Origin of the sequence: Nitrosococcus oceani ATCC 19707 (genome assembly GCF_000012805.1) — a bacterium.
Taxonomy (GTDB): domain Bacteria; phylum Pseudomonadota; class Gammaproteobacteria; order Nitrosococcales; family Nitrosococcaceae; genus Nitrosococcus; species Nitrosococcus oceani.
In genome coordinates, this window is sequence record NC_007484.1 from 2915884 (window position 1) to 2936965 (window position 21082).

At 49.7% G+C, this 21082-nt stretch carries 19 protein-coding genes, 1 tRNA gene, 1 other RNA gene and 1 pseudogene; 6 read left to right on the forward strand and 16 right to left on the reverse strand.

Annotation, left to right across the window (positions count from 1 at the left end; all coding sequences use genetic code 11):
- Positions 1 to 10: 10 nt before the first annotated feature.
- The 12 genes from NOC_RS13640 to carA all read right to left on the reverse strand — a co-directional run bounded on the left by NOC_RS13640 (position 11) and on the right by carA (position 12298).
- The gene (locus NOC_RS13640) at positions 11 to 487 is read right to left on the reverse strand and encodes a NuoB/complex I 20 kDa subunit family protein (protein WP_004269195.1); all 477 of its coding nucleotides are present in this window, start codon (positions 485 to 487) and stop codon (positions 11 to 13) included.
- The gene (locus NOC_RS13645) at positions 478 to 834 is read right to left on the reverse strand and encodes an NADH-quinone oxidoreductase subunit A (RefSeq protein ID WP_004269111.1); all 357 of its coding nucleotides are present in this window, start codon (positions 832 to 834) and stop codon (positions 478 to 480) included. The genes NOC_RS13640 and NOC_RS13645 overlap by 10 nt, the downstream gene beginning before the upstream one ends.
- A gap of 106 nt (positions 835 to 940) precedes the next feature.
- Positions 941 to 1025 (reverse strand) — tRNA-Leu (locus NOC_RS13650).
- 20 nt (positions 1026 to 1045) lie between these two features.
- Positions 1046 to 1492 carry a preprotein translocase subunit SecG gene (gene secG / locus NOC_RS13655; protein WP_004164017.1) on the reverse strand — a complete coding sequence of 149 codons (447 nt, stop codon included), beginning with the start codon at positions 1490 to 1492 and terminating at the stop codon, positions 1046 to 1048.
- A gap of 8 nt (positions 1493 to 1500) precedes the next feature.
- Positions 1501 to 2253: a triose-phosphate isomerase gene (tpiA, locus tag NOC_RS13660; RefSeq protein ID WP_011331002.1), complete on the reverse strand. Its 753-nt coding sequence runs from the start codon at positions 2251 to 2253 to the stop codon at positions 1501 to 1503.
- Positions 2254 to 2350: 97 nt separating this feature from the next.
- Positions 2351 to 3706, reverse strand: a complete 1356-nt coding sequence (gene glmM, locus NOC_RS13665) for a phosphoglucosamine mutase (protein ID WP_004269168.1) — start codon at positions 3704 to 3706, stop codon at positions 2351 to 2353.
- A gap of 15 nt (positions 3707 to 3721) precedes the next feature.
- Positions 3722 to 4582: a dihydropteroate synthase gene (folP, locus tag NOC_RS13670; protein WP_011331003.1), complete on the reverse strand. Its 861-nt coding sequence runs from the start codon at positions 4580 to 4582 to the stop codon at positions 3722 to 3724.
- A 93-nt stretch (positions 4583 to 4675) separates the two neighbouring features.
- Positions 4676 to 6592: an ATP-dependent zinc metalloprotease FtsH gene (gene ftsH, locus NOC_RS13675; protein WP_004269145.1), complete on the reverse strand. Its 1917-nt coding sequence runs from the start codon at positions 6590 to 6592 to the stop codon at positions 4676 to 4678.
- A gap of 75 nt (positions 6593 to 6667) precedes the next feature.
- Positions 6668 to 7306: a 23S rRNA (uridine(2552)-2'-O)-methyltransferase RlmE gene (gene rlmE / locus NOC_RS13680; RefSeq protein WP_004164033.1), complete on the reverse strand. Its 639-nt coding sequence runs from the start codon at positions 7304 to 7306 to the stop codon at positions 6668 to 6670.
- A gap of 74 nt (positions 7307 to 7380) precedes the next feature.
- Complete coding sequence (greA, locus tag NOC_RS13685) at positions 7381 to 7857, reverse strand: transcription elongation factor GreA (RefSeq protein WP_004269155.1); 477 nt, start codon at positions 7855 to 7857, stop codon at positions 7381 to 7383.
- Complete coding sequence (carB, locus tag NOC_RS13690) at positions 7854 to 11075, reverse strand: carbamoyl-phosphate synthase large subunit (protein WP_004269191.1); 3222 nt, start codon at positions 11073 to 11075, stop codon at positions 7854 to 7856. Before carB ends, greA begins: the two co-directional genes overlap by 4 nt.
- Positions 11076 to 11152: 77 nt before the next feature.
- Positions 11153 to 12298: a glutamine-hydrolyzing carbamoyl-phosphate synthase small subunit gene (carA, locus tag NOC_RS13695; protein WP_011331005.1), complete on the reverse strand. Its 1146-nt coding sequence runs from the start codon at positions 12296 to 12298 to the stop codon at positions 11153 to 11155.
- Between the two features lie 148 nt (positions 12299 to 12446).
- Here carA and hemB point away from each other — a divergent pair, with 148 nt between their 5' ends.
- Positions 12447 to 13505: a porphobilinogen synthase gene (hemB, locus tag NOC_RS13700; protein ID WP_011331006.1), complete on the forward strand. Its 1059-nt coding sequence runs from the start codon at positions 12447 to 12449 to the stop codon at positions 13503 to 13505.
- Positions 13506 to 13519: 14 nt separating this feature from the next.
- Positions 13520 to 14329: pseudogene (gene aroE / locus NOC_RS13705) on the forward strand (shikimate dehydrogenase); the annotation flags it as partial.
- Positions 14330 to 14344: 15 nt separating this feature from the next.
- Here aroE and ssrS read toward each other — a convergent pair.
- From ssrS to NOC_RS13715, 3 genes are all read right to left on the reverse strand, one after another.
- Positions 14345 to 14530: non-coding RNA, 6S RNA (gene ssrS / locus NOC_RS17010), on the reverse strand.
- A 41-nt stretch (positions 14531 to 14571) separates the two neighbouring features.
- Positions 14572 to 14883, reverse strand: a complete 312-nt coding sequence (locus NOC_RS13710) for a cell division protein ZapA (RefSeq protein ID WP_004269143.1) — start codon at positions 14881 to 14883, stop codon at positions 14572 to 14574.
- Positions 14880 to 15089, reverse strand: a complete 210-nt coding sequence (locus tag NOC_RS13715; RefSeq protein ID WP_011331008.1) for a TIGR02449 family protein — start codon at positions 15087 to 15089, stop codon at positions 14880 to 14882. Before NOC_RS13715 ends, NOC_RS13710 begins: the two co-directional genes overlap by 4 nt.
- A 137-nt stretch (positions 15090 to 15226) precedes the next feature.
- On the opposite strand from NOC_RS13715, the gene NOC_RS13720 reads away from it, so the two are divergent.
- From NOC_RS13720 to NOC_RS13735, 4 genes are read left to right on the forward strand one after another with little or no spacing between them, the layout of a single operon-like run.
- Entirely contained in the window at positions 15227 to 15757 is a 531-nt protein-coding gene (locus tag NOC_RS13720) for a UPF0149 family protein (protein ID WP_011331009.1), read from the forward strand.
- 35 nt (positions 15758 to 15792) lie between these two features.
- Positions 15793 to 17124 (forward strand): Xaa-Pro aminopeptidase, encoded by a 1332-nt coding sequence (gene pepP, locus NOC_RS13725; RefSeq protein WP_004269115.1) that lies wholly within the window; start codon positions 15793 to 15795, stop codon positions 17122 to 17124.
- Positions 17121 to 18350 (forward strand): 2-octaprenyl-6-methoxyphenyl hydroxylase, encoded by a 1230-nt coding sequence (gene ubiH / locus NOC_RS13730; RefSeq protein ID WP_004269167.1) that lies wholly within the window; start codon positions 17121 to 17123, stop codon positions 18348 to 18350. Before pepP ends, ubiH begins: the two co-directional genes overlap by 4 nt.
- Complete coding sequence (locus tag NOC_RS13735) at positions 18347 to 19615, forward strand: UbiH/UbiF/VisC/COQ6 family ubiquinone biosynthesis hydroxylase (protein ID WP_004269199.1); 1269 nt, start codon at positions 18347 to 18349, stop codon at positions 19613 to 19615. Before ubiH ends, NOC_RS13735 begins: the two co-directional genes overlap by 4 nt.
- On the opposite strand, the gene NOC_RS13740 is transcribed toward NOC_RS13735, so the two are convergent.
- The gene (locus NOC_RS13740; protein ID WP_004269165.1) at positions 19606 to 20901 is read right to left on the reverse strand and encodes a DEAD/DEAH box helicase; all 1296 of its coding nucleotides are present in this window, start codon (positions 20899 to 20901) and stop codon (positions 19606 to 19608) included. The two genes, NOC_RS13735 and NOC_RS13740, sit on opposite strands and share 10 nt — an antisense overlap.
- Positions 20902 to 21082: the final 181 nt, after the last annotated feature.

The following is a 21082-nucleotide window of genomic DNA, read 5'->3' on the forward strand; positions in this document are numbered from 1 at the left end:
AATCTGATCTCTATCGGGCAATGGTATAATTGCGTTTTATCTTATTCTGTAGCTGAATAATACCGTAGAGCAAAGCTTCTGCGGTCGGAGGACAACCAGGAACATAAATATCAACTGGCACGATACGATCGCAACCACGAACGACAGAATAGGAGTAATGGTAATAACCCCCACCATTGGCACAAGAACCCATGGAAATTACCCAACGCGGCTCTGACATTTGGTCATAAACCTTACGCAGGGCAGGCGCCATTTTATTCACTAGGGTACCAGCCACAATCATCACATCAGATTGGCGTGGACTAGGACGAAAAATAACACCGAAGCGATCCATGTCATAGCGGGAAGCTCCTGCATGCATCATCTCAACAGCACAGCAAGCAAGACCAAAAGTCATCGGCCAAAGAGAGCCCGTTCTCGCCCAATTAATGAGCTTATCAGCGGTAGTCGTGACGACGCCGCGCTCCAGTACGCCCTCTATTCCCATTCTAAAGCTCCTTTTTTCCATTCATAGACAAAACCGACAACTAAGATGGCTAAAAAGACAACCATGGAGAAAAAGCCAAATAGGCCAATATCATCTAGAACTACAGCCCATGGAAAAAGAAAAGCAATTTCAAGATCAAAAATAATGAATAGAATCGCTACTAAGTAGTAACGAACATCAAATTTCATGCGCGCATCTTCGAATGCCTCAAACCCACATTCATAAGGAGAGGTTTTCTCGCGGTCGGGGCGATATGGTGCTAAACCAAAGCCTAGAACCATCATAACGCCGCCTAGTAGCAGACTAACGATGATGAACACTAAAACAGGAATATAATTTTCAAGCATATTCAGCAGACTGTGTGGAGCGCTCTTCTACCGCGGCGCTTTTAAAGATTATTTAATCGGTTCTGCCTCCAAAGGCTATTCAGAACCGTACCCACCATCAGAATTCTGGTGCCGATGGCCGGAGTCGAACCGGCACGGGTTTCCCCACTGCCCCCTCAAGACAGCGTGTCTACCAATTCCACCACATCGGCGATGCATAACAATCTTTGTATTATTGCTCAGGCGACGCCTCAGATGGCAATGCTGGAATTTCGGAGGGTGCTGCTAGAGACTCAGAGGACTCCTCCCCCCCCTTTCCTTGATCATCTTCAAGAAGTTTTTTAGCCGCCCCCTCTTCATCCTCTTCTTTAGGCAAAGAAGGAATCACCATATTTTCATCAGCGACAACCCTTGGCTCCACGGTTTGGGTAACACTCGTTTCCTGGGGCTTTCGCACAGAAAAATAGGCCAATGATAAGCTGGTGATGAAAAATGTTGCTGCCAGTATAGCACTAGCCCGGGTAAGAAAACTCCCCGAGCCACGTGCTCCGAATACAGTTGCCGATGCACCGCTACCGAAAGCAGCGCCCGCATCAGCCCCTTTACCATGCTGAATGAGCACTAAGCCGACTAACGCTACGGCGACCACAATATGAAGAACCAATAGTACACTATGCATAATTTCGCTTAGCCCGCCGCTTGGCAGATTGTCAAGAATTCTTTGGCATCCAGGGAGGCCCCGCCAATTAAACCACCATCGATATCCGGCATCGCTAATAATTCCGCCGCATTGTTTCCCTTGACGCTGCCACCATAGAGAATGAGCAATTCCTCTGCTATACCGGAATTCTGAATTGCCACATGACTTCGTATGAGAGCATGCACCTCCTGGGCTTGTTCGGGAGTCGCAGTACGGCCAGTACCAATGGCCCATATCGGTTCATAGGCAATAACAGCTTTCTCTAAGGCGTTAACGCCAGCAAGCTCTAAAACGGCATTTAGCTGGCGCTTTACAACTTGTTCAGTAATATTTTGCTCGCGCTCTTGCAGAGTTTCACCAACACAAATGATAGGAATAATATTTACCTTCTGGGCAACAATAGCCTTTTCAGCCACGAGACTATCCGTTTCTCCATAGAGGGTACGCCGTTCGGAGTGGCCTACAATGACAAAACGGCAGCCTAGATCAGCTAGCATGGAAGGGGCGATTTCTCCAGTATACGCTCCCACTTCATGGTGAGATAAATTTTGAGCGCCCCAATTAATAACCGATCCCTGTAACAAAGATTCCATGTCAGCAAGATATACAAAAGGCGGGCAAACCGCCACCTCCGCAGTTACTCCAGCCTCCATTTCTTTGCGCATGGATTCTAACAAAGCGCGGTTGGCGGCCCGCGAACCATTCATCTTCCAGTTACCAACAACTAGGGGTGTACGCACCTAGGACCTCATCGTACGGCTTGATTTGAAAAGGCCCGCTAGTCTACTGTAGATAGTCGCAAAAAGCAATTTCACCATAATAAACCTTCTATCCTTATTAAGGACAAATTTGGGGGTTGCCTAGATGGAAAGCTACTTCTTGAGCAAGCTGCTGCGCTAAAGAGTTTACCTGCGAGATATCCCTACCCTCAACCATCACCCGCACCACTGGCTCGGTTCCCGATGGCCGCAATAGAACTCGCCCTTCGTCTCCCAGTTGATTTTCAGCTTCTTGCATAGCGTTAATAATGGCGTTGTTATCGTGAAGATTAATAGACCGTGCTACCTGAACATTGATGAGACATTGGGGATATTTAACTACCCCAGATTTAAGCTCATAGAGAGAATGACCCGTAGCAACCATTTCCACCAGGACCTGCAGAGCTGAAACAATACCATCTCCCGTAGTCGTTCGATCAAGACAGATAATATGCCCTGAAGACTCTCCTCCTAGAGAATAGCCATTGCATTGCAACATCTCTAATACATAGCGATCTCCCACTTGGGATCGCATTAGGGGGATACCTAAAGTAGCCAATGCTTTTTCTAACCCTAGGTTGCTCATCAAGGTACCAACTACCGCCCCCGTTAATTTGCTGGTTCGCTGGCGTGCCCGAGCAATGATGTAAAGTATATCATCCCCATCTACGATCTCTCCTCTCTGATCAATCATAATGACTCGGTCCCCATCTCCATCCAAAGCAATACCCACATCCGCCTTACATTCGAGCACTTTGTGCTGGAGAGACTCAAGGGCAGTTGAACCACAATTCTCATTAATATTTAAACCGTTGGGAGAGGCGCCAATAACCGTAATGTCTGCTCCCATTTCGGCAAATACTTCGGGTGCCACCTGATAAGTCGCACCATGGGCACAGTCCAGCACTAATCGCAGCTCTGAAAGATCGACGCTTGCTGGTCCGGTACTCTTGCAAAACTCGATATAACGGCCAGCAGCATCCACCACTCGTTCTGCCTTACCAAGGCGAGAAGAAGTGGCGGTTTGCATGGGCTTTTCAAGTTCCGCTTCAATAGCAACTTCAATCTCATCAGGCAACTTGGTGCCAGCACTCGAGAAAAACTTAATCCCGTTATCATAATAAGGATTATGAGAGGCGCTAATGACAATTCCAGCTTTAGCATGGAGGGTCCGGGTAAGATAGGCGATCGCTGGGGTCGGCATAGGTCCCAACAAGCGAATATCCACACCCGCTGCTGAAAGCCCTGCCTGGAGCGCCGATTCAAACATATAACCTGAAATCCGCGTATCTTTACCAATCAGAACCTTGCTTTGACGCCCTTGAGCCAACACCCTTCCAACCGCCCACCCTAAATGGAGGATAAAGTCTGGAGTAATGGGACGTTCCCCCACCTTGCCACGTATCCCATCCGTACCAAAATATTTTTTTTCCATTATTCGTGACTTGTCTTATTCTTCTGCCTTTTGGGCGCTATCGCAAAGAGCTAGTACTTGCATCGTCGCTTGAACATCATGGGTCCGCACCATGGTAGCGCCTTGCCAAGCAGCTAAGGTAGCCAGAGCTAAACTACCATAGAGGCGCTCTCCTACCGGTAATTGTAGCATTGTACCAATAAGAGACTTACGCGAAAGCCCTACCAACACGGGAAGACCAAGCTCACAAATACGGTGGAGGTACTTAAGTAACAATAGGTTATGGACAGATTTCTTGCCAAAACCAAAGCCAGGATCAACAAGTAGCCGTTCCCTAGGAATGCCACCCCGTTCACAGGCAATTATCCGATCTAACAAAAATCCCCGCACTTCCTCCACTACATCATCATAAGCAGGATTTTGCTGCATGGTCTGGGGCTTGCCCCGCATATGCATTAAACAAATGGGTACTCCCAGCTCACGAGCCGCTGCTAACGCGCCCTCCTGCCGAAGCGCGTTAATATCATTAATAAAACCGGCCCCCGCTGCAACCGCAGCACGCATTATTTCGGGTTTACTAGTATCAATAGAAAGAGGGATAGAAATTTCTCGGCTAAGAGCCTTGATGACAGGAATAACCCGGTGCAATTCTTCTTCTACAGAGACGGGGGCCGCACCAGGGCGGGTTGATTCACCACCCACATCGATGATAGCCGCCCCCTCTTGTATCATCTGGTGCGCACGCTGAAGGGCTTGCTCTAAAATCAGATATTTACCGCCGTCGGAAAAAGAGTCAGGGGTGATGTTGAGAACCCCCATAACTTGGGGACGATTAAGGTTGAGAACCTTACCCCCACAGTCAAGATATCGTGACAGGGGAGATGCGCAATGCGCCATCAGCTTCAGCCTTTAAAACTGGAAAATAAAAAAGCGCTCAGCGTGAGGTTCTCACTTACACGCTGAGCACTGCTCGCTTACTCTCCAATTAAATTAATGCTGGCTAGCAGGGATAGATCCCCCCCCTACAGGCTGTTCTTCCTTCCCTTTAGGTGGCACTGCATCACTCCCACTGGGCGGTTCCACATCAGACCCGCTTACTTTAGGTGGTCGTGGTTCTTTACCAGCCATAATGTCATCAATTTGTTCCTTATCAATGGTTTCATATTTCATTAGAGCATCGGACATAACGTGCAATTTGTCCATATTCTCCTCTAAGAGCTGTTTTGCCCGCAGGTAATTGCGGTCAATAATAGCCCGTATTTCGGTATCAATTTCTGAAGCCGTCGTATCCGCAATACCCTTATGCTGGGTCACAGAATGTCCCAGAAACACTTCGCCTTCCTCTTCGCCATAGGCCAGTGGGCCCAGCTTTTCCGAAAGTCCCCATTTAGTCACCATATTACGGGCTAACTCGGTAGCACGCTGGATATCATTAGAAGCTCCCGTAGTTACGTACTCCACGCCAAAGATCAATTCTTCAGCTAAGCGCCCGCCAAAGAGGCTGGAAATCTGACTCTCTATCTGTAGCTTGCTCAGGCTGTAGCGATCTTCTTCCGGCAAGAACATAGTAACGCCTAGCGCTCGGCCCCGAGGGATAATGCTTACCTTGTAAACTGGATCGTGCGAGGGTACCAAACGGCCAATGATAGCGTGCCCAGCTTCATGATAAGCAGTGAGCCTCTTGTCGTCCTCACTCATCACTGCTGAACGCCGTTCGACACCCATCAGGATTTTATCCTTGGCTTGCTCCAAGTCTTGCATATCGACCAAGCGCTTGCTGCCACGAGCGGCAAACAGAGCGGCCTCATTGACCAAGTTAGCAAGATCGGCGCCAGAGAAACCCGGGGTACCTCGTGCAATGAGGGCCGGCTCCACATCTTCCGCGACTGGGACCTTACGAAGGTGAACTTTAAGGATTTGCGCTCGCCCTCGGATATCTGGGAGAGAAACCACAACCTGCCGATCAAAGCGTCCTGGCCGCAACAGAGCCGGATCCAGCACATCAGGGCGGTTGGTCGCAGCAATAACAATAACGCCTTCGTTGCCTTCAAACCCATCCATCTCCACCAGCATTTGATTGAGGGTTTGCTCCCGCTCATCATGGCCGCCTCCAAGGCCGGCACCGCGCTGACGCCCAACGGCATCAATTTCGTCGATGAAAATAATGCAAGGCGCGTGCTTTTTGGCGTTCTCAAACATATCTCGCACTCGCGAGGCGCCCACGCCCACAAACATTTCCACAAAATCAGAGCCGGAAATGGTGAAGAAGGGGACTTTGGCTTCGCCAGCAATCGCCCTTGCCAATAAGGTTTTTCCTGTTCCTGGCGGTCCTACCATAAGCACGCCCCGAGGAATTTTACCTCCTAATTTTTGAAAACGACCGGGCTCGCGCAAGAACTCTACCAATTCCTGAACTTCTTCCTTTGCTTCGTCACATCCAGCAACATCACTAAAGGTAACTTTCACCTGCTCTTCGCTCAGCATGCGAGCACGGCTTTTACCAAACGACATTGCTCCACGGCCTCCAGCTCCGCCCTGCATCTGCCGCATGAAAAAAATCCATACTGCAATGAGCAATAACATAGGGAACCAAGAGATAAAAACCTGCATCAAAAGCCCTGTTCCCTCTTCTGGCTTGGCTTCAATAACAACACCATTACCCAAGAGATCGCCGATCAAACCTGGATCATTACCTGGACTATAGGTTGTAAAGTGTTTCCCTTCGCTTGTTTCACCACTGATGTGACGCCCGTCGATCACCACTTTATTCACTTGCCCACTTTTAACATCGGCGATGAATCGAGAGTAATCGATATGATGGCCGCTTACCTGACGCGTGTCGAAGCTGTTAAAAACCGACATCAGTACTAGGGCAATCACTACCCACAAAATAATATTTTTTGCCATGTCGCTCAATCTTTTATGCCTCGTACCTTAGGTTCCTGTACTGGTAGCACTTGCAAGTCCCTGCGACTACCAATCTCATCCCCCGCCGTTGTCCTTCCGTGATCGCCTGGCGACGATATAGACCTCGCGACTACGTCCTCGTGAGGCCGGCGGCTTATGAATCCGCACTCGAGAAAAATCCTGGCGTATTACTTCATAAAGTGCATCGAACCCCTCACCCTGGAAGGTTTTAAGTAAAAACGAGCCTTCTGGCCCTAAACTTTCTTGGGCAAAGGCTAGCGCTAACTCCCCAAGGTAGATAGCACGGGGTTGATCTACTGCCGCCATACCGCTCATATTAGGAGCCATATCCGACATTACAAGATCTACCACACAGCCTGCGAGGGTATTCTGTAGCTCAGCTAGAACATTATCCTCACGAAAATCTCCCTGGATAAACTGTACGCCAGGACATGAAAGCATGGGAAGAATATCCATCGCAATCACCCGACCCCGCTCTCCGACCCGTTCGGCAGCCCACTGGGACCAGCCTCCTGGAGCCGCACCGAGATCAATAACTACCCTACCTGGGCCTAGCAAGCGCTCCCGTGTATCTATCTCCTGGAGCTTAAAAACGGCCCGGGATCGATACCCTTGCGCCTTAGCTTGTATGACATAGGAATCACGGAAATGTTCCCGTAACCAGCGAGCGCTATGACTCTTGCGTTTCGCCATAAATTTATGGAGAGTTAAATGAATGTCGCCCCAATCTCTAATATATACTAGGTGGAATCATTATTTTTATTCGCCTATTGATAGCCTATGGCGGCAATCTCATAAAGTATGATTCCACTAGGTGCTTGCACCTGGATTTCATCTCCCTCCCTTTTTCCAATAAGGGCGCGGGCAATAGGAGAGTTTATAGAGATTTTATTCTCTTTAATGTTTGCTTCCAGATCACCAACGATTTGATAGCTCGCCTCCTCGTCAGTTTCTATATTGACCAAGTCAACGGTCACGCCAAACACTACCCGGCCATCTTTCTGGAGTTTGCTCACATCAATTATCTGGGCATGGGCGAGCTGGTGCTCCAGATCCCTGATACGCCCCTCAACAAACCCCTGCTCTTCCCGGGCAGCATGGTATTCTGCATTTTCTTTAAGATCACCATGGGCGCGAGCTTCAGCAATAGCCGTCACTACTTTCGGCCTAACTACGGTCTTAAGCTCCTGCAACTCTTCACGCAATTGCTGCGCCCCTTTCTCCGTCAAGGGTACTTTATTCATTTTCGCGCCTCCCGCTGTAAATCTTGTAATCGATAGACCGAATCGGTGGTTTCTGCACGCAGGGCTTCACACGTGGCCCACGCGCCAGCCACGGTGGTAGTATAGGTCACTTTATGCTGTAAAGCTGAACGACGAATGGTATAAGAATCGGAAACCGCCTTACGGCCTTCCGTGGTATTAATGATAAGCGCAATTTCGTCATTTTTTATCATGTCCACGATATGGGGCTGACCTTCGAGCACCTTATTAATCTGGATACAAGCAACCCCCTCCTGATCTAATACCGTGCTAGTCCCCCGTGTAGCTAAAAGCTCAAAACCCAGCCTAGAGAGTTCCTGCGCAACAGGAACGATCCGCTGCTTATCGGCATCTCGAACACTAATAAAAACTTTGCCTTTTTGGGGCAATACCACTCCGGCCCCTAAAAGCGCCTTGTAGAAAGCCTCTCCAAAACAGCGTCCAGTCCCCATCACCTCCCCCGTTGATTTCATTTCCGGCCCCAAGATAGGATCAACGCCGGAAAATTTGATAAAGGGGAAAACTGCTTCTTTTACCGCAAAGTAATGAGGTATTATTTCCTCTATCATCCCTTGTTTCGCTAAGCTCTGTCCCATCATGCAGCGGGCGGCAACCTTGGCAAGGGGAATACCAATCGTTTTGGAAACAAAGGGCACGGTCCGGGAAGCGCGAGGATTAACCTCAAGTATATAGATCTCGTTTGCCTGGATAGCGAACTGGGTATTCATTAAACCCACCACCTTAAGCTCACGAGCCATATTATACACTTGCTCCCGCAGCCGGTTCTGCACCGCGGCGCTCAAACTAAAAGGCGGTAAAGCGCATGCCGAGTCGCCAGAATGGACACCGGCCTGTTCAATATGCTCCATGATACCACCGACCATGACCTGCTCTCCATCACAGATCGCATCGACATCCACCTCTGTCGCTTCATCTAAAAACCGGTCCAGTAGCACCGGAGAATCGTTAGAAACACTCACCGCCTCTTTCATGTACCTGGCGAGTTCGTCCGCATTGTAAACGATTTCCATGGCGCGCCCCCCAAGTACATAGGAGGGCCTGACCACCAAAGGGTAGCCAATTTCAGCGGCTAAGCGGATAGCCTCTTCCTGGGTGCGAGCAGTACGGTTAGGAGGCTGCTTAAGCCCAAGTTTCTCAATGAGCCATTGAAACCGTTCCCGATCCTCGGCCAAATCGATAGAGTCCGGGGAGGTACCGATAATCGGCGCCCCTGCCGCCTCCAAAGCACGCGCTAGCTTGAGGGGCGTTTGGCCGCCGTATTGAACGATAACCCCTTGGGGCTGCTCCAAGGAAATAATCTCCAGAACATCTTCTAGAGTCAAAGGCTCGAAGTAGAGCCGGTCGGAAGTATCATAGTCGGTGGAAACCGTCTCCGGGTTGCAATTGACCATGATGGTCTCATAACCATCTTCCCGTAATGCCAACGCGGCATGCACGCAACAGTAATCAAATTCAATCCCCTGACCAATGCGGTTGGGTCCACCTCCAAGTACCATGATCTTATTACGCTGACTAGGGACCGCCTCGCACTCCTCATCGTAGGTGGAGTAAAGATAAGCTGTGGTGGTAGCAAATTCAGCCCCGCAAGTATCCACTCGCTTATAAACGGGGCGGATACCAAGCGTATGCCGCCGCCGCCGTACCTCCTCTTCCCCAGCTCCAAGGAGAACGGCCAACCTACGATCTGAAAAACCCTGGCGCTTTAAACGATAGAGTCGATCTTTTTCCACTTGCTCCAGGGAAGTACCCCGCAATCCTTGCTCAACTTCAACTAAGTCTTGAATCTGAGTCAAGAACCAGGGATCAATATGACTTAAGTCATAAATTTCCGCCATGGAAAACCCAGCCCGGAAAGCATCCGCAAGATAATAGATCCTGTCCGCGGAGGGTACCCGTAGCTGGTACCGTAAGGTTTCCACAACGTCTTCCGCTGCCAGATCCACTTTTTCATTGAAACCATCTGTACCCGTCTCTAAGCTGCGGAGCGCCTTCTGTAGGGACTCTTGAAAGTTCCGGCCAATAGCCATCACTTCACCTACTGACTTCATCTGCGTGGTCAAGCGGGCATCCGCTCGGGGGAATTTTTCGAAGGTAAAACGGGGTATCTTCGTAACCACATAATCAATACTAGGCTCGAAGGAAGCCGGAGTCAGACCACCAGTAATTTCATTCTGAAGCTCATCCAGCGTATAGCCAACGGCTAGTTTTGCGGCCACCTTCGCAATGGGAAAACCCGTGGCTTTAGAAGCTAAGGCTGAAGAACGGGAGACCCGGGGGTTCATTTCGATAATGATTAACCGCCCATTCTCCGGATCAACGGCGAACTGCACGTTGGAGCCACCCGTATCCACCCCAATCTCGCGCAATACTGCAAGGGCGGCATCGCGCATCACCTGGTATTCCTTATCCGTAAGGGTTTGAGCAGGCGCCACGGTAATGGAATCCCCCGTATGCACGCCCATCGGATCTAAATTTTCAATAGTGCAAATAATGATGCAGTTATCCTTACTATCCCGCACCACCTCCATCTCAAATTCCTTCCAACCAAGCACAGACTCATCGATGAGCAGCTCTGAATTGGGGCTGAGATCTAGACCTCGCTCACAGATTTCCACGAATTCTTCCCGGTTATAGGCAATCCCTCCCCCCGAGCCCCCCAAAGTAAACGACGGCCGAATAACAATCGGGAATCCTAAATCTCTCTGAGCCTGCTGCGCTTCTTCTAGGCTATGGGCAATCGCCGAACGGGGCATATCTAAGCCGATTTTCTGCATCGCCTGGCGAAAGAGATCCCGGTCTTCGGCTTTATTAATGGCTTCCTGGTTCGCTCCTATCATTTCCACGTCATAACGTTCCAGAATTCCTTCGCGAGCCAAATCCAGTGCGCAGTTTAAAGCCGTTTGCCCGCCCATGGTGGGTAATAATGCATCGGGGCGCTCCTTTTCAATGATTTTGGCCACCGTTTTCCAGGTAATCGGCTCAATGTAAGTAGCATCGGCTAGTTCTGGATCAGTCATGATGGTTGCTGGATTAGAATTCACCAGAATCACCCGATAGCCTTCCTCTTTGAGAGACTTGCAAGCTTGGGCACCGGAATAGTCAAACTCACAGGCCTGACCAATCACAATAGGTCCGGCACCGAGAATAACTATGCTATTAATATCGTTCCGTTTCGGCATGGGTCATTTATTCTCAGCAGGCCGCTATCTACCTTAGGCAAACCCTCATACACTGCACCAACGGCCGCACTAGGTGCCTATTGCTGGGTATGGGCTTTTTGCATCAGAGTAATAAAACGGTCAAATAATGGGGCTATATCACGCGGGCCAGGGCTGGCCTCAGGATGTCCCTGAAAACCAAGGACTAGCTTATCCCTATCCTGGATACCTTGCAAGGTACCGTCGAACAGAGAACGATGGGTAGGTTTTAGGCACGGGGGTAAAGTTTTTTCATTAACCGCAAAACCATGATTTTGACTGGTGATAAGTACTTCCCCAGTTGCCAGATCCTGTACCGGATGGTTGGCGCCATGGTGACCAAATTTCATCTTTACCGTTGTGGCCCCACTAGCGAGGGCAAGTAATTGATGGCCCAGACAGATACCAAATAACGGTATGGGCCGAGCCAAAAACTCCTGAATCGCCGTAATGGCGTAACCGCAGGGATCCGGATCGCCAGGGCCATTAGAAAGCACTATTCCATCCGGAGACAAATTCAGTGCTTCCTTGGCGGAAGTCCTGGCGGGCACCACTGTGACCCGGCATCCCCGATCCACCAGCATCCGTAAAATATTACGTTTAACACCAAAATCATAGACTACGACATGAAACCGCTCTTTAACCTTTTCACCAGCAGCAAAGGCTTTTTGCTCCAAGCGCCAGCTTCCCTCGGACCAACCATAGGAAGCATCCGTAGTCACCACTTGAGCAAGATCCATACCCTTGAGACCTGGAAACGCCCGCGCCTGTGCTAGCGCCTCCGCCTCATCAAGGCCCCCACCGGCCATGATGCAGCCATTGAGCGCACCGTGCTGGCGCAAGCGGCGGGTAAGCCTGCGGGTATCAATATCGGCAATAGCCACCACCTGATGCCTAGCTAAAAAAGCATCTAGGGGTTCTCGCGCCCGCCAATTACTAACAGCAAAGGAATAATCACGAATAGCCAGGCCACTGGCATAAACTCGATCCGATTCCTGATCTTCACTGTTAGTGCCTACATTTCCAACGTGAGGATAGGTCAAAGTAACAATCTGCTGGCAATAGGAGGGATCCGTCAGAATTTCTTGGTATCCCGTCATAGCAGTATTAAATACGACTTCGCCTACTGTCTGCCCGTGGCAGCCAATAGCGGTACCTCGAAATACACTACCATCTTCGAGGGCAAGTAGGGCTTCAGGGCGCAAATAAACCTCCAACAAGGATAAAAAACGGAAATAGTCAAAAACTAAAACTGCTGATTTTTAAGGCTTCCCTAAAGGCGAATTTTACTTTATTAACCCTTAGACTGTCTATGAATAAGTATGGAACATGACAGTGGTGGTTTCCTATGGGATGATTTATTTTTCATGTAGCTCTAATAGAGGAATTGTAGACTTGTCGACACACCTTTGGAATAGCAGATCTTTTCCCCGCACCCGTCCCCGCCGTATGCGGTGTGACGACTTCTCCCGGCGGCTAATGCAGGAACATCGTATAAGCTGCAACGATCTTATTTATCCAGTATTTATTCTCAATGGCCAAGGCCGTCGCGAGACGGTCTCCTCCATGCCGGGCATTGAGCGGCTCACCATCGATAATTTACTGGATGAAGCTAAAGAGCTTATTGCGCTTGGCATCCCTGCCATTGCCCTATTTCCAGTGACACCGCCTGCCCAAAAATCGGACAACGCCCATGAAGCCTATAATCCAGATGGCCTCGCGCAACAGGCAGTACGGACTTTAAAACAACATTTCCCTGAATTAGGTGTGATCACTGATGTTGCCCTAGACCCCTTTACCAGCCATGGTCAGGACGGCCTAATAGATGCCAATGGTTATGTAAAGAACGATGAAACCGTTGAAGTGTTAGTAAAGCAGGCCCTTTCCCACGCAGAAGCTGGCGCTGATATTGTTGCTCCTTCCGATATGATGGACGGCCGTATTGGTGCTATTCGCCAGGCCCTAGAAAGTGCCGGACACACTAATACCCGGATTCTTGCCTATTCAGCAAAATATGCTTCTAGTTTTTACGGACCTTTCCGGGATGCAGTCGGGTCAGCGGATAACCTTGGCGGCGGCAACAAATACAGCTACCAAATGGACCCAGCTAATGGCGATGAAGCTCTGCAAGAAGTGGCTTTAGATCTAGAAGAGGGCGCGGATATGGTCATGGTCAAGCCAGGATTGCCCTATCTGGATATTGTCCAGCGGGTCAAGACAACCTTTGGGGTTCCTACCTTTGTGTATCAGGTCAGCGGCGAATATGCCATGCTGACTGCCGCTGCCCAGAACGGCTGGCTGGATCGGCAAACTGTTACGATGGAATCTCTGCTTGCCATGAAACGGGCCGGGGCCGATGCCATCTTGACCTACTTTGCCAAAGACGCGGCCCGCTGGCTAAACGAGCAGTAGGAGAAACCAACAGCATGCCAGACCGTTACGCCGTCATGGGCAATCCTATTGCTCATAGCAAATCACCTCAAATTCATACCGCTTTTGCTCAGCAAACAGGCCAAGCACTCACCTATACGGGGCTCCAGGTAGAAGCTGGCAAGCTAGCAGAAGCCATCACTGCATTCCAGCAGCAAGAGGGTAAAGGATTAAATATTACCATTCCCTTGAAAGCTGAAGCCTGGAGGTTGGTAGATCAATGCAGCCCTCAAGCGCAGCGGGCCAAGGCGGTAAATACCATTCTCTTAGAAAAGAACGGAGCACTCCTAGGTGATAATACCGATGGCGTAGGATTGGTACGGGATCTTATTAATAACCACGGAGGCCGCATTACCGGGCAGCAAGTTCTGCTGCTTGGGGCTGGCGGCGCAGCTTCTGGCGTTATAGAAGCATTACTGAAAGAACACCCTTCCCACCTTATTATCGTTAACCGCACTCCGGCCAAAGCTATTGAGCTAGCAGCTCGATTTAGCCCGTTTGGGGCAATTACCGGCGGCGGCTATGAACTACTTGAAAATAATTCTTTCCATCTCATTATTAATGCTACCGCTAGTAGCCTTCAAGGCGAACTCCCGCCCCTTCCCAGAGGGATATTGCGTTCTGGTGGCTGGGTTTACGATATGATGTATGGCAATGAACCCACCATTTTCATGAAATGGGGCCAAACTCACGGGGCGGCACGGTCACTAGATGGATTAGGAATGCTAGTAGAACAAGCTGCGGAAGCGTTTTTCATTTGGCGTAAGGTACGCCCGAAATCAGCGCCGATTATTGCACAATTGAGGCGGGAAATGGACATTAAAAACCCCGCGATGCCGCTGTGAACATCGCTCTTGAACCGAACAGTTCAAGTGGGAGCTCCGCGTGATGTCGTAGGCTCTCCGCTACTCGGCGGATATGCTCATTGACCTCATCGAATCCTGCTCCCCTAGCGCTTAAATATAGGCTCAAGGAATACAATCCACTGGCGCACACCGCAGGGATCTTTATTGTACCCTAATTGGTAATAAAAACCAGCCACCTGGATTTACGGATCCACTTGACGGCATTCTTCCAACACTGCTTCAACCTTATGCCGAAGCGTTTGGATTCGCTTATTTAGCTCCCGCTCTCCCTCCTTCTTACTCTGTTCTCGCAGCAACTCATGGGCAATGTTCAAAGCACTCATCACAGCTACCCGTTCTACCCCGATAATTTTACCGCCAGCCTTGATCTCCTCCATCTTCTTATTCAGATAGCGGGCCGCTGTTAACAGTGCTTCTTCCTCGCCAGATGGGCAAACCACCCGATATTCTTTACCCAATATATGCAAGACTACTGGCTGGGCTTCATCATTCATGATGCCTGCTCCATAGATTTGAGGCGTGTGATCATCCCCTCGACCCGGCTTCGTGCAAGTTCGGTTTGCTCAATCAGTTTTGCCCTTTCAGAAATGAGATCCGCGTTCTGCTCCCGCAGAAGCTGGTTTTCTTCCCTAAGGTGATTACATAGATCGATGAGTTCCTCAATTCGCCGCTCTAATTGCTTAACCATATTCTCTACCATACTCGGTAGCCTCTTGATTTTTACCCAATATAGAGCGGCAACAGAAGTGGGTCAACGGCGGCAACCGAACGAGGCACAAAGGTACCTTAAAACTGCCATTAATGTTAGGATAAAATAATTATTTTAACATTAAAATAATGGCTGACATTTATTCAAAGCTTTTGGAGGCTCTCCGTAATCTTGACTCCTATGCAGATCTTCCCGAGATTCATGGGTCTTTGTGCGGATTTCTTTGCGCCAGAAAAAACCAAACCGCTAAAACTTGGGCCGAAGAAATTGCACCCCAAGCCAGTAACAACGATAAAAAAAAGCTGGAAGCGCTATTTGAATTCACCGAGCAGCAAATTAATAGCCCCGATTTAGATATTCGCCTTTTGCTCCCTGATGATGAACAATCCCTTAATCAGCGAACTGAGGCCCTTGCCAGTTGGTCGCGAGGACTCCTATATGGTTTAGGTATTGGCGGCCTAAGAAAAGAAACTGTCCTAGACGGCGATACCCAGGAATTCCTCAAAGATGCCGCAAAGATTGCAAAAATGGTACATTTTCCTAGCAATGACTCCCAGGAAGATGAAGCAGCCTATAATGAGATTGTCGAATACCTCCGCATGGGACTATTGCTATTGTATGAAAGTCTTCACCCCGCTGATAGCGGCCCCTCCCTTTAAATTTTATATTAAGGCATAAGCCACCTTAGTTAGCCATGGAAGCCAAGGAATTCGCACGCCGCCGCAAACACTTATTGCAAATGATGGGAGAAGGCAGCATAGCTATCCTTCCCACAGCAAGTATTTATCCCCGGAACCGAGATGTGATGTTTCCCTTTCGCGCCGATAGTGATTTCTACTATTTGACGGGCTTTCCCGAGCCCGAAGCAGTGGCGGTCTTCGCTCCTGGACGCAAGCACGGTGAATATCTCCTGTTCTGCCGGGAGCAAGATCCGGAGAAAGAGATTTGGGAAGGCCGTCGTGCTGGCACTCAAGGCGCCTGCAAGAATTATGGCGCTGACGATTCCTTTCCTATTACCGATATCGACGATATCTTGCCTGGCCTCCTAGAGGACAAGGCCCGGGTCTACTACGCCATGGGTTACTATCCTGCCTTCGATCAACGGATGATAGGGTGGGTTAACCATATCCGGCGGGCATCCCGCGCTGGCAAACGACCGCCAGGGGAGTTTATTGCCCTTGATCATCTACTTCATGAAATGCGCCTGATTAAAAGCGCGCAAGAAATTAGAACCATGCGGGAGGCAGCCCGGATCTCTGCTAAAGCCCACATCCGGGCTATGGAAAACTGCCATCCTGGCATAATGGAATACCAAATAGAAGCGGAGTACCTTCACCATTTTTTTAGCCACGGCTGCCGCGCCCCCGCTTACCCTTCCATTGTGGGCAGCGGCGGCAATGCTTGTATTCTCCACTATACAGATAATAATGCCCGCTTAAAAAAAGGCGATCTGCTTTTGGTCGATGCCGGCGCTGAGTATGACTATTATGCTGCGGATATTACCCGCACATTTCCAGTGAGCGGTCGCTTTTCCTCGGCCCAAAGAGCTATTTACGAACTCGTCCTAGAAGCGCAGCTTGCCGCTATTGCCGAGGTCCAACCAGGCAATCATTGGAATCAGCCCCATGAAGCAGCTGTCCGGGTGCTCACCGAGGGCCTAGCAGCTCTTGGCCTGCTCAAAGGGCGGGTGAGCACACTACTAAAAAAGGAGCATTATCGCCGCTTTTATATGCACCGCACGGGGCACTGGCTTGGCATGGACGTTCATGATGTAGGGGATTATAAAGTCGATGGCGAATGGCGGGCTTTTGAGCCTGGCATGACGCTAACGGTAGAACCAGGAGTGTATATCCCCGCCGATAGTCAGGGAGTCGCTAAAAAATGGTGGAATATCGGGGTTAGGATTGAGGATGATGTGCTCGTTACCAAAGAGGGTTGCGAACTTCTGAGTGCAGATGTCCCTAAAACGGTAGACGAAATTGAAGCCTTGATGGCTTCCTCCCAGAGAGGAGCGTCCGCGTCATGACGGTGCCCCCCGACTATGACCTGCTTATCGCCGGTGGTGGTCTTATCGGCAGTGGCTTGGCCCTGGCCTTGGCGCGCCAACCCTTGCGTATTGGTATTATCGAAGCTGTCCCCCCAGCCACTCACGAGCAGCCTAGCTTCGACTCCCGGGCCATTGCCTTGGCCTTTGGCTCCCGGCAAATCTTTGAGGGTATAGGCTGCTGGCCCGCTATTGCTCCTAAAACCACCCCCATCCGCCATATCCATATATCCGACCGGGGCCATTTTGGGGTGACGCGCCTAGAAGCCGCTCAGGCTTCCCTGCCCGCATTGGGTTACGTGGTAGAAGCACGAGCGCTTGGTCAAACCATCTACCAAGGGCTTAAAAATTTTTCCCAAGTTGAGCTTCTTTCTCCTGCCAGAGTCATCAATATCAACAGCGAGCCGGCTCAAATCCAAATACAAATCGTTTCCCAAGGCCGCATCCGTACCCTCTCCACCCGTTTGCTAATTGCTGCCGATGGGGGATCTTCCTTGGTACGGCAATTACTACAAATTCCAGTCCAGAGAAAAGACTATGGCCAAACAGCCATTATTGCCAATGTAGCAACCGAACGTCCTCATGAATACACGGCTTTCGAGCGCTTTACCAATACTGGCCCTTTAGCGCTATTGCCTCTAGGTGAAAAACGATCCAATCTGGTTTGGACGGTGAAAAATACGCAGGTTCCCTACCTCGCTGCGGTAGACGATGAAACCTTTCTTGCCCATTTGCAGCAACGTTTTGGGCAACGCCTCGGCCATTTTACCCGGATTGGGAAACGTCATATCTATCCTCTCCAATTACTCCGCTCGCAACAGCAACTCGCACACCGCGCTGTACTCATCGGTAATGCCGCCCATAACCTCCATCCCGTTGCTGGCCAAGGGTTTAATTTAGGACTCCGAGATATCGCCGCCTTGGCGCAAACGCTCGCCGATGCCCATAAAGCTGGCCATGACCTAGGGGCACCAGAAACCTTAACGGCTTATGCCCAATGGCGCCAGTGGGATCAACACCTAATCGCCAGATCGACCGATATTCTTGTGCGCCTGTTTTCCAACGATTACGCCGGACTTAGCTTGGCGCGAGGCCTGGGTCTAACTGCCTTAGATTTACTTCCCCCCCTCAAGCGACGACTCATGCGGCAGGCCACGGGGCTAGCAGGACGGCAACCACGATTATCCCGGGGATTAAGCCTGCTATGACCTCATCTTTTCCTCCCTATGATGTTCTGATCGTCGGTGCTGGCCTAATAGGTTCCTGTTTAGCATTAGCGCTAGGGCAATCTCCCAAGCTCAGAATTGCCTTGGTAGAGTCAAATCCACCTGATCTCGGGGATGTCCTTCAGGGTACTTATGACCTTCGGGTTAGGGCTATTAGCCGCGCTTCCGAGAATATTTTTAAAAATCTGGATGCTTGGCAAGGAATGGCAGCACAACGCATCAGCCCCTTTCGGGAAATGCACGTGTGGGATGGTACTGGGAGCGGGGAAATCCATTTTGACAGTGCCGAAATAGGAGAACCTCATTTAGGGCACATTATTGAGAATCAGGTAATCCAAAACGCTCTTCTAAAGCAATGCCAGAATTTAAATAATATTGATCTTTATACCCCTGTCCAAGCATGTGGAATCATCCAGCATGAGCAGAAAATTTATTTGCAGCTAGCGGAAGGCCAACGTTTAGGTGCGCGCGTGCTCATCGGCGCAGATGGCACTAATTCTCGGGTAAGGCAATGGGCGGGTATTAGCAACCGGGGTTGGGATTATCAGCAAAAAGGGTTAGTCGCCACGGTGCAGACGGAAAAACCACATCAGGAAACTGCGTGGCAATGCTTCCTTCCCCATGGGCCTCTCGCTTTTTTGCCGCTAGATAACCCCTATTATTGCTCTATTGTCTGGAGCACGACGCCAGAAGAAGCTACTCGCTTACTAGCTTTGGAGGATCAGGAATTTACCACGGCGCTAGCTGCCGCTTTCGAGTACCGCCTAGGCGCGATTGAAGCGCTTGGCCCACGCGCCGCTTTCCCCCTGCGGCTACGGCATGCGGAGACCTATATTCAACCTCGCCTAGCCCTTGTTGGGGATGCCGCCCATACGATTCATCCCCTAGCTGGACAGGGCGCTAACTTAGGGTTACTAGATGCCGCCACCCTAGCAGAAGTACTGATTGCTGCCCAAAGGCGTAAAAAAGACCTAGGTAGTTTAGCTGTATTGCGGCGCTTTGAGCGGTGGCGGAAAGGGGATAATCTTGCCACCCAATTGGTTATGGATGGATTTAAACGTCTTTTTGGTGATACTCAATTTCCAACGCGGCTAATTCGTAATTTTGGTCTCATCACCACTAATGCGGCAACCCCCATCAAGTGTCTGATCATGCGCCGGGCCTCTGGCTTAACGGGTGATTTTCCCCTTCTCGCCAAACCAGGCGTTATAAAATCCTGGGGTATGGACACCAGCAACTACGTATGATTTTTGCCACCTGAATATGTCTCCTTCTTCTGAAAAGACTTCTTTTTTTGGCGAGGGTGAGGCGCTCTCCTATGCGACTTTTTCTTGTCTTTATGAGACACAAATACCCGCTGTTCAGGCACTAGCAGTTCCTCTTCTTCTACTGAAAAAGGAACGACCTTATGACCAATATATTCCTCGATATCAGGCAGGGAAAAAGCGTAATCCTCGCAAGCAAAGCTCACTGCCAAACCGCTAGCTCCAGCCCGGGCAGTACGACCTATGCGATGTACGTAATCTTCTGGATCTTGGGGTAAATCATAATTAAAGACATGGGTCACCGTAGAGATATGAAGACCTCGCGCTGCAACATCCGTGGCGACTAGAATAGGATAAATTCTATCTTGGAATGCCGCGAGTAAACGTTGGCGTTTACCCTGGGGAACATCACTAGAAAGCAGAGCAGCTTTGAAACCATTACCTTCCAGGTAACCCCACACCTTTTCCGCAACATGTTTAGTATTCGTAAATACAATCGCATGCCGAGGCACTAGGCGTTTGAAAAGGGCAAGCAGTAGGGAAATTTTTTCTTCGTTAGCGGGAAAATAAACCCTTTCCGTAATTTTATCGACGGTTACCTTCTGTGGCTCGATCCGCAGCAGCTGAGGATTATTCATATATTCATAGGCCAATTCCATCACCCGTAAGGAAAGGGTGGCCGAAAATAGCATTCCAAGGCGTTTGTCGGGTGGGGGGAGACGGCGTAAAATATAGCGGATGTCCCGTATAAAGCCCAAATCGAACATCCGATCGGCCTCGTCTAAAACCACCACCTGAATTTTTTTAAAACCGATTATTCTCTGTTGGTAATAATCAATAAGCCGCCCTGGCGTACCAATCAGAATATCGCAACCCTGCTCCAGGAGGTGGCGTTGTTTCCGGTAATTAGCACCACCATGAACGGCAACACATTTCAAGTTGGTATACTGTCCAAGAAATTGAGCATCTTTGCTTACCTGAAGGGCTAGTTCACGAGTTGGAGCTACGATCAGCCCCCGAGGCTGTTGGCCTGCTCCGGCGCTAGGCTCTCTCAATAAACATTGCATTGTCGCTAGCAGAAAGGAAGCTGTTTTACCGGTACCTGTTTGAGCCTGCCCCGCCACATCCTCTCCGGCTAGCAGCAATGGCAAGGCCAATGCTTGGATCGGTGTGCAAATAGCAAAACCCGCCTTTTGAATCCCTTGTATCAATGCCTCCGCCAAATTTAAGCTGTCAAATGAGATTTCAGAAAAATCGGGATTAGTCATTGATTTTGAACACCAAGAAGCTTCTCCTTTAAGCTCACGACTTGAAAACAAGCGTAAATTACGCTGAAATCGTACTTATAACAATTACTTCATTATGGGTTATTATATCAATGTTCTTCAGTATATCGAAAACATCTATAATAAATAATGCTAAGGATAATTAAACTTTATATAAAAATCT

What these genes read in the sequence shown, in the direction of transcription:
- hemB (WP_011331006.1), top strand. Translation starts at nt 12,447, where the DNA reads ATGATTTATTTTTCATGTAGCTCTAATAGAGGAATTGTAGACTTGTCG.
- greA (WP_004269155.1), bottom strand. Translation starts at nt 7,857, where the DNA reads ATGAATAAAGTACCCTTGACGGAGAAAGGGGCGCAGCAATTGCGTGAA.
- carB (WP_004269191.1), bottom strand. Translation starts at nt 11,075, where the DNA reads ATGCCGAAACGGAACGATATTAATAGCATAGTTATTCTCGGTGCCGGA.
- glmM (WP_004269168.1), bottom strand. Translation starts at nt 3,706, where the DNA reads ATGGAAAAAAAATATTTTGGTACGGATGGGATACGTGGCAAGGTGGGG.
- folP (WP_011331003.1), bottom strand. Translation starts at nt 4,582, where the DNA reads ATGGCGCATTGCGCATCTCCCCTGTCACGATATCTTGACTGTGGGGGT.
- pepP (WP_004269115.1), top strand. Translation starts at nt 15,793, where the DNA reads ATGGAAGCCAAGGAATTCGCACGCCGCCGCAAACACTTATTGCAAATG.
- ubiH (WP_004269167.1), top strand. Translation starts at nt 17,121, where the DNA reads ATGACGGTGCCCCCCGACTATGACCTGCTTATCGCCGGTGGTGGTCTT.
- ftsH (WP_004269145.1), bottom strand. Translation starts at nt 6,592, where the DNA reads ATGGCAAAAAATATTATTTTGTGGGTAGTGATTGCCCTAGTACTGATG.
- NOC_RS13640 (WP_004269195.1), bottom strand. Translation starts at nt 487, where the DNA reads ATGGGAATAGAGGGCGTACTGGAGCGCGGCGTCGTCACGACTACCGCT.
- secG (WP_004164017.1), bottom strand. Translation starts at nt 1,492, where the DNA reads ATGCATAGTGTACTATTGGTTCTTCATATTGTGGTCGCCGTAGCGTTA.
- NOC_RS13720 (WP_011331009.1), top strand. Translation starts at nt 15,227, where the DNA reads ATGGCTGACATTTATTCAAAGCTTTTGGAGGCTCTCCGTAATCTTGAC.
- rlmE (WP_004164033.1), bottom strand. Translation starts at nt 7,306, where the DNA reads ATGGCGAAACGCAAGAGTCATAGCGCTCGCTGGTTACGGGAACATTTC.
- NOC_RS13740 (WP_004269165.1), bottom strand. Translation starts at nt 20,901, where the DNA reads ATGACTAATCCCGATTTTTCTGAAATCTCATTTGACAGCTTAAATTTG.
- NOC_RS13735 (WP_004269199.1), top strand. Translation starts at nt 18,347, where the DNA reads ATGACCTCATCTTTTCCTCCCTATGATGTTCTGATCGTCGGTGCTGGC.
- NOC_RS13645 (WP_004269111.1), bottom strand. Translation starts at nt 834, where the DNA reads ATGCTTGAAAATTATATTCCTGTTTTAGTGTTCATCATCGTTAGTCTG.
- NOC_RS13710 (WP_004269143.1), bottom strand. Translation starts at nt 14,883, where the DNA reads ATGAATGATGAAGCCCAGCCAGTAGTCTTGCATATATTGGGTAAAGAA.
- NOC_RS13715 (WP_011331008.1), bottom strand. Translation starts at nt 15,089, where the DNA reads ATGGTAGAGAATATGGTTAAGCAATTAGAGCGGCGAATTGAGGAACTC.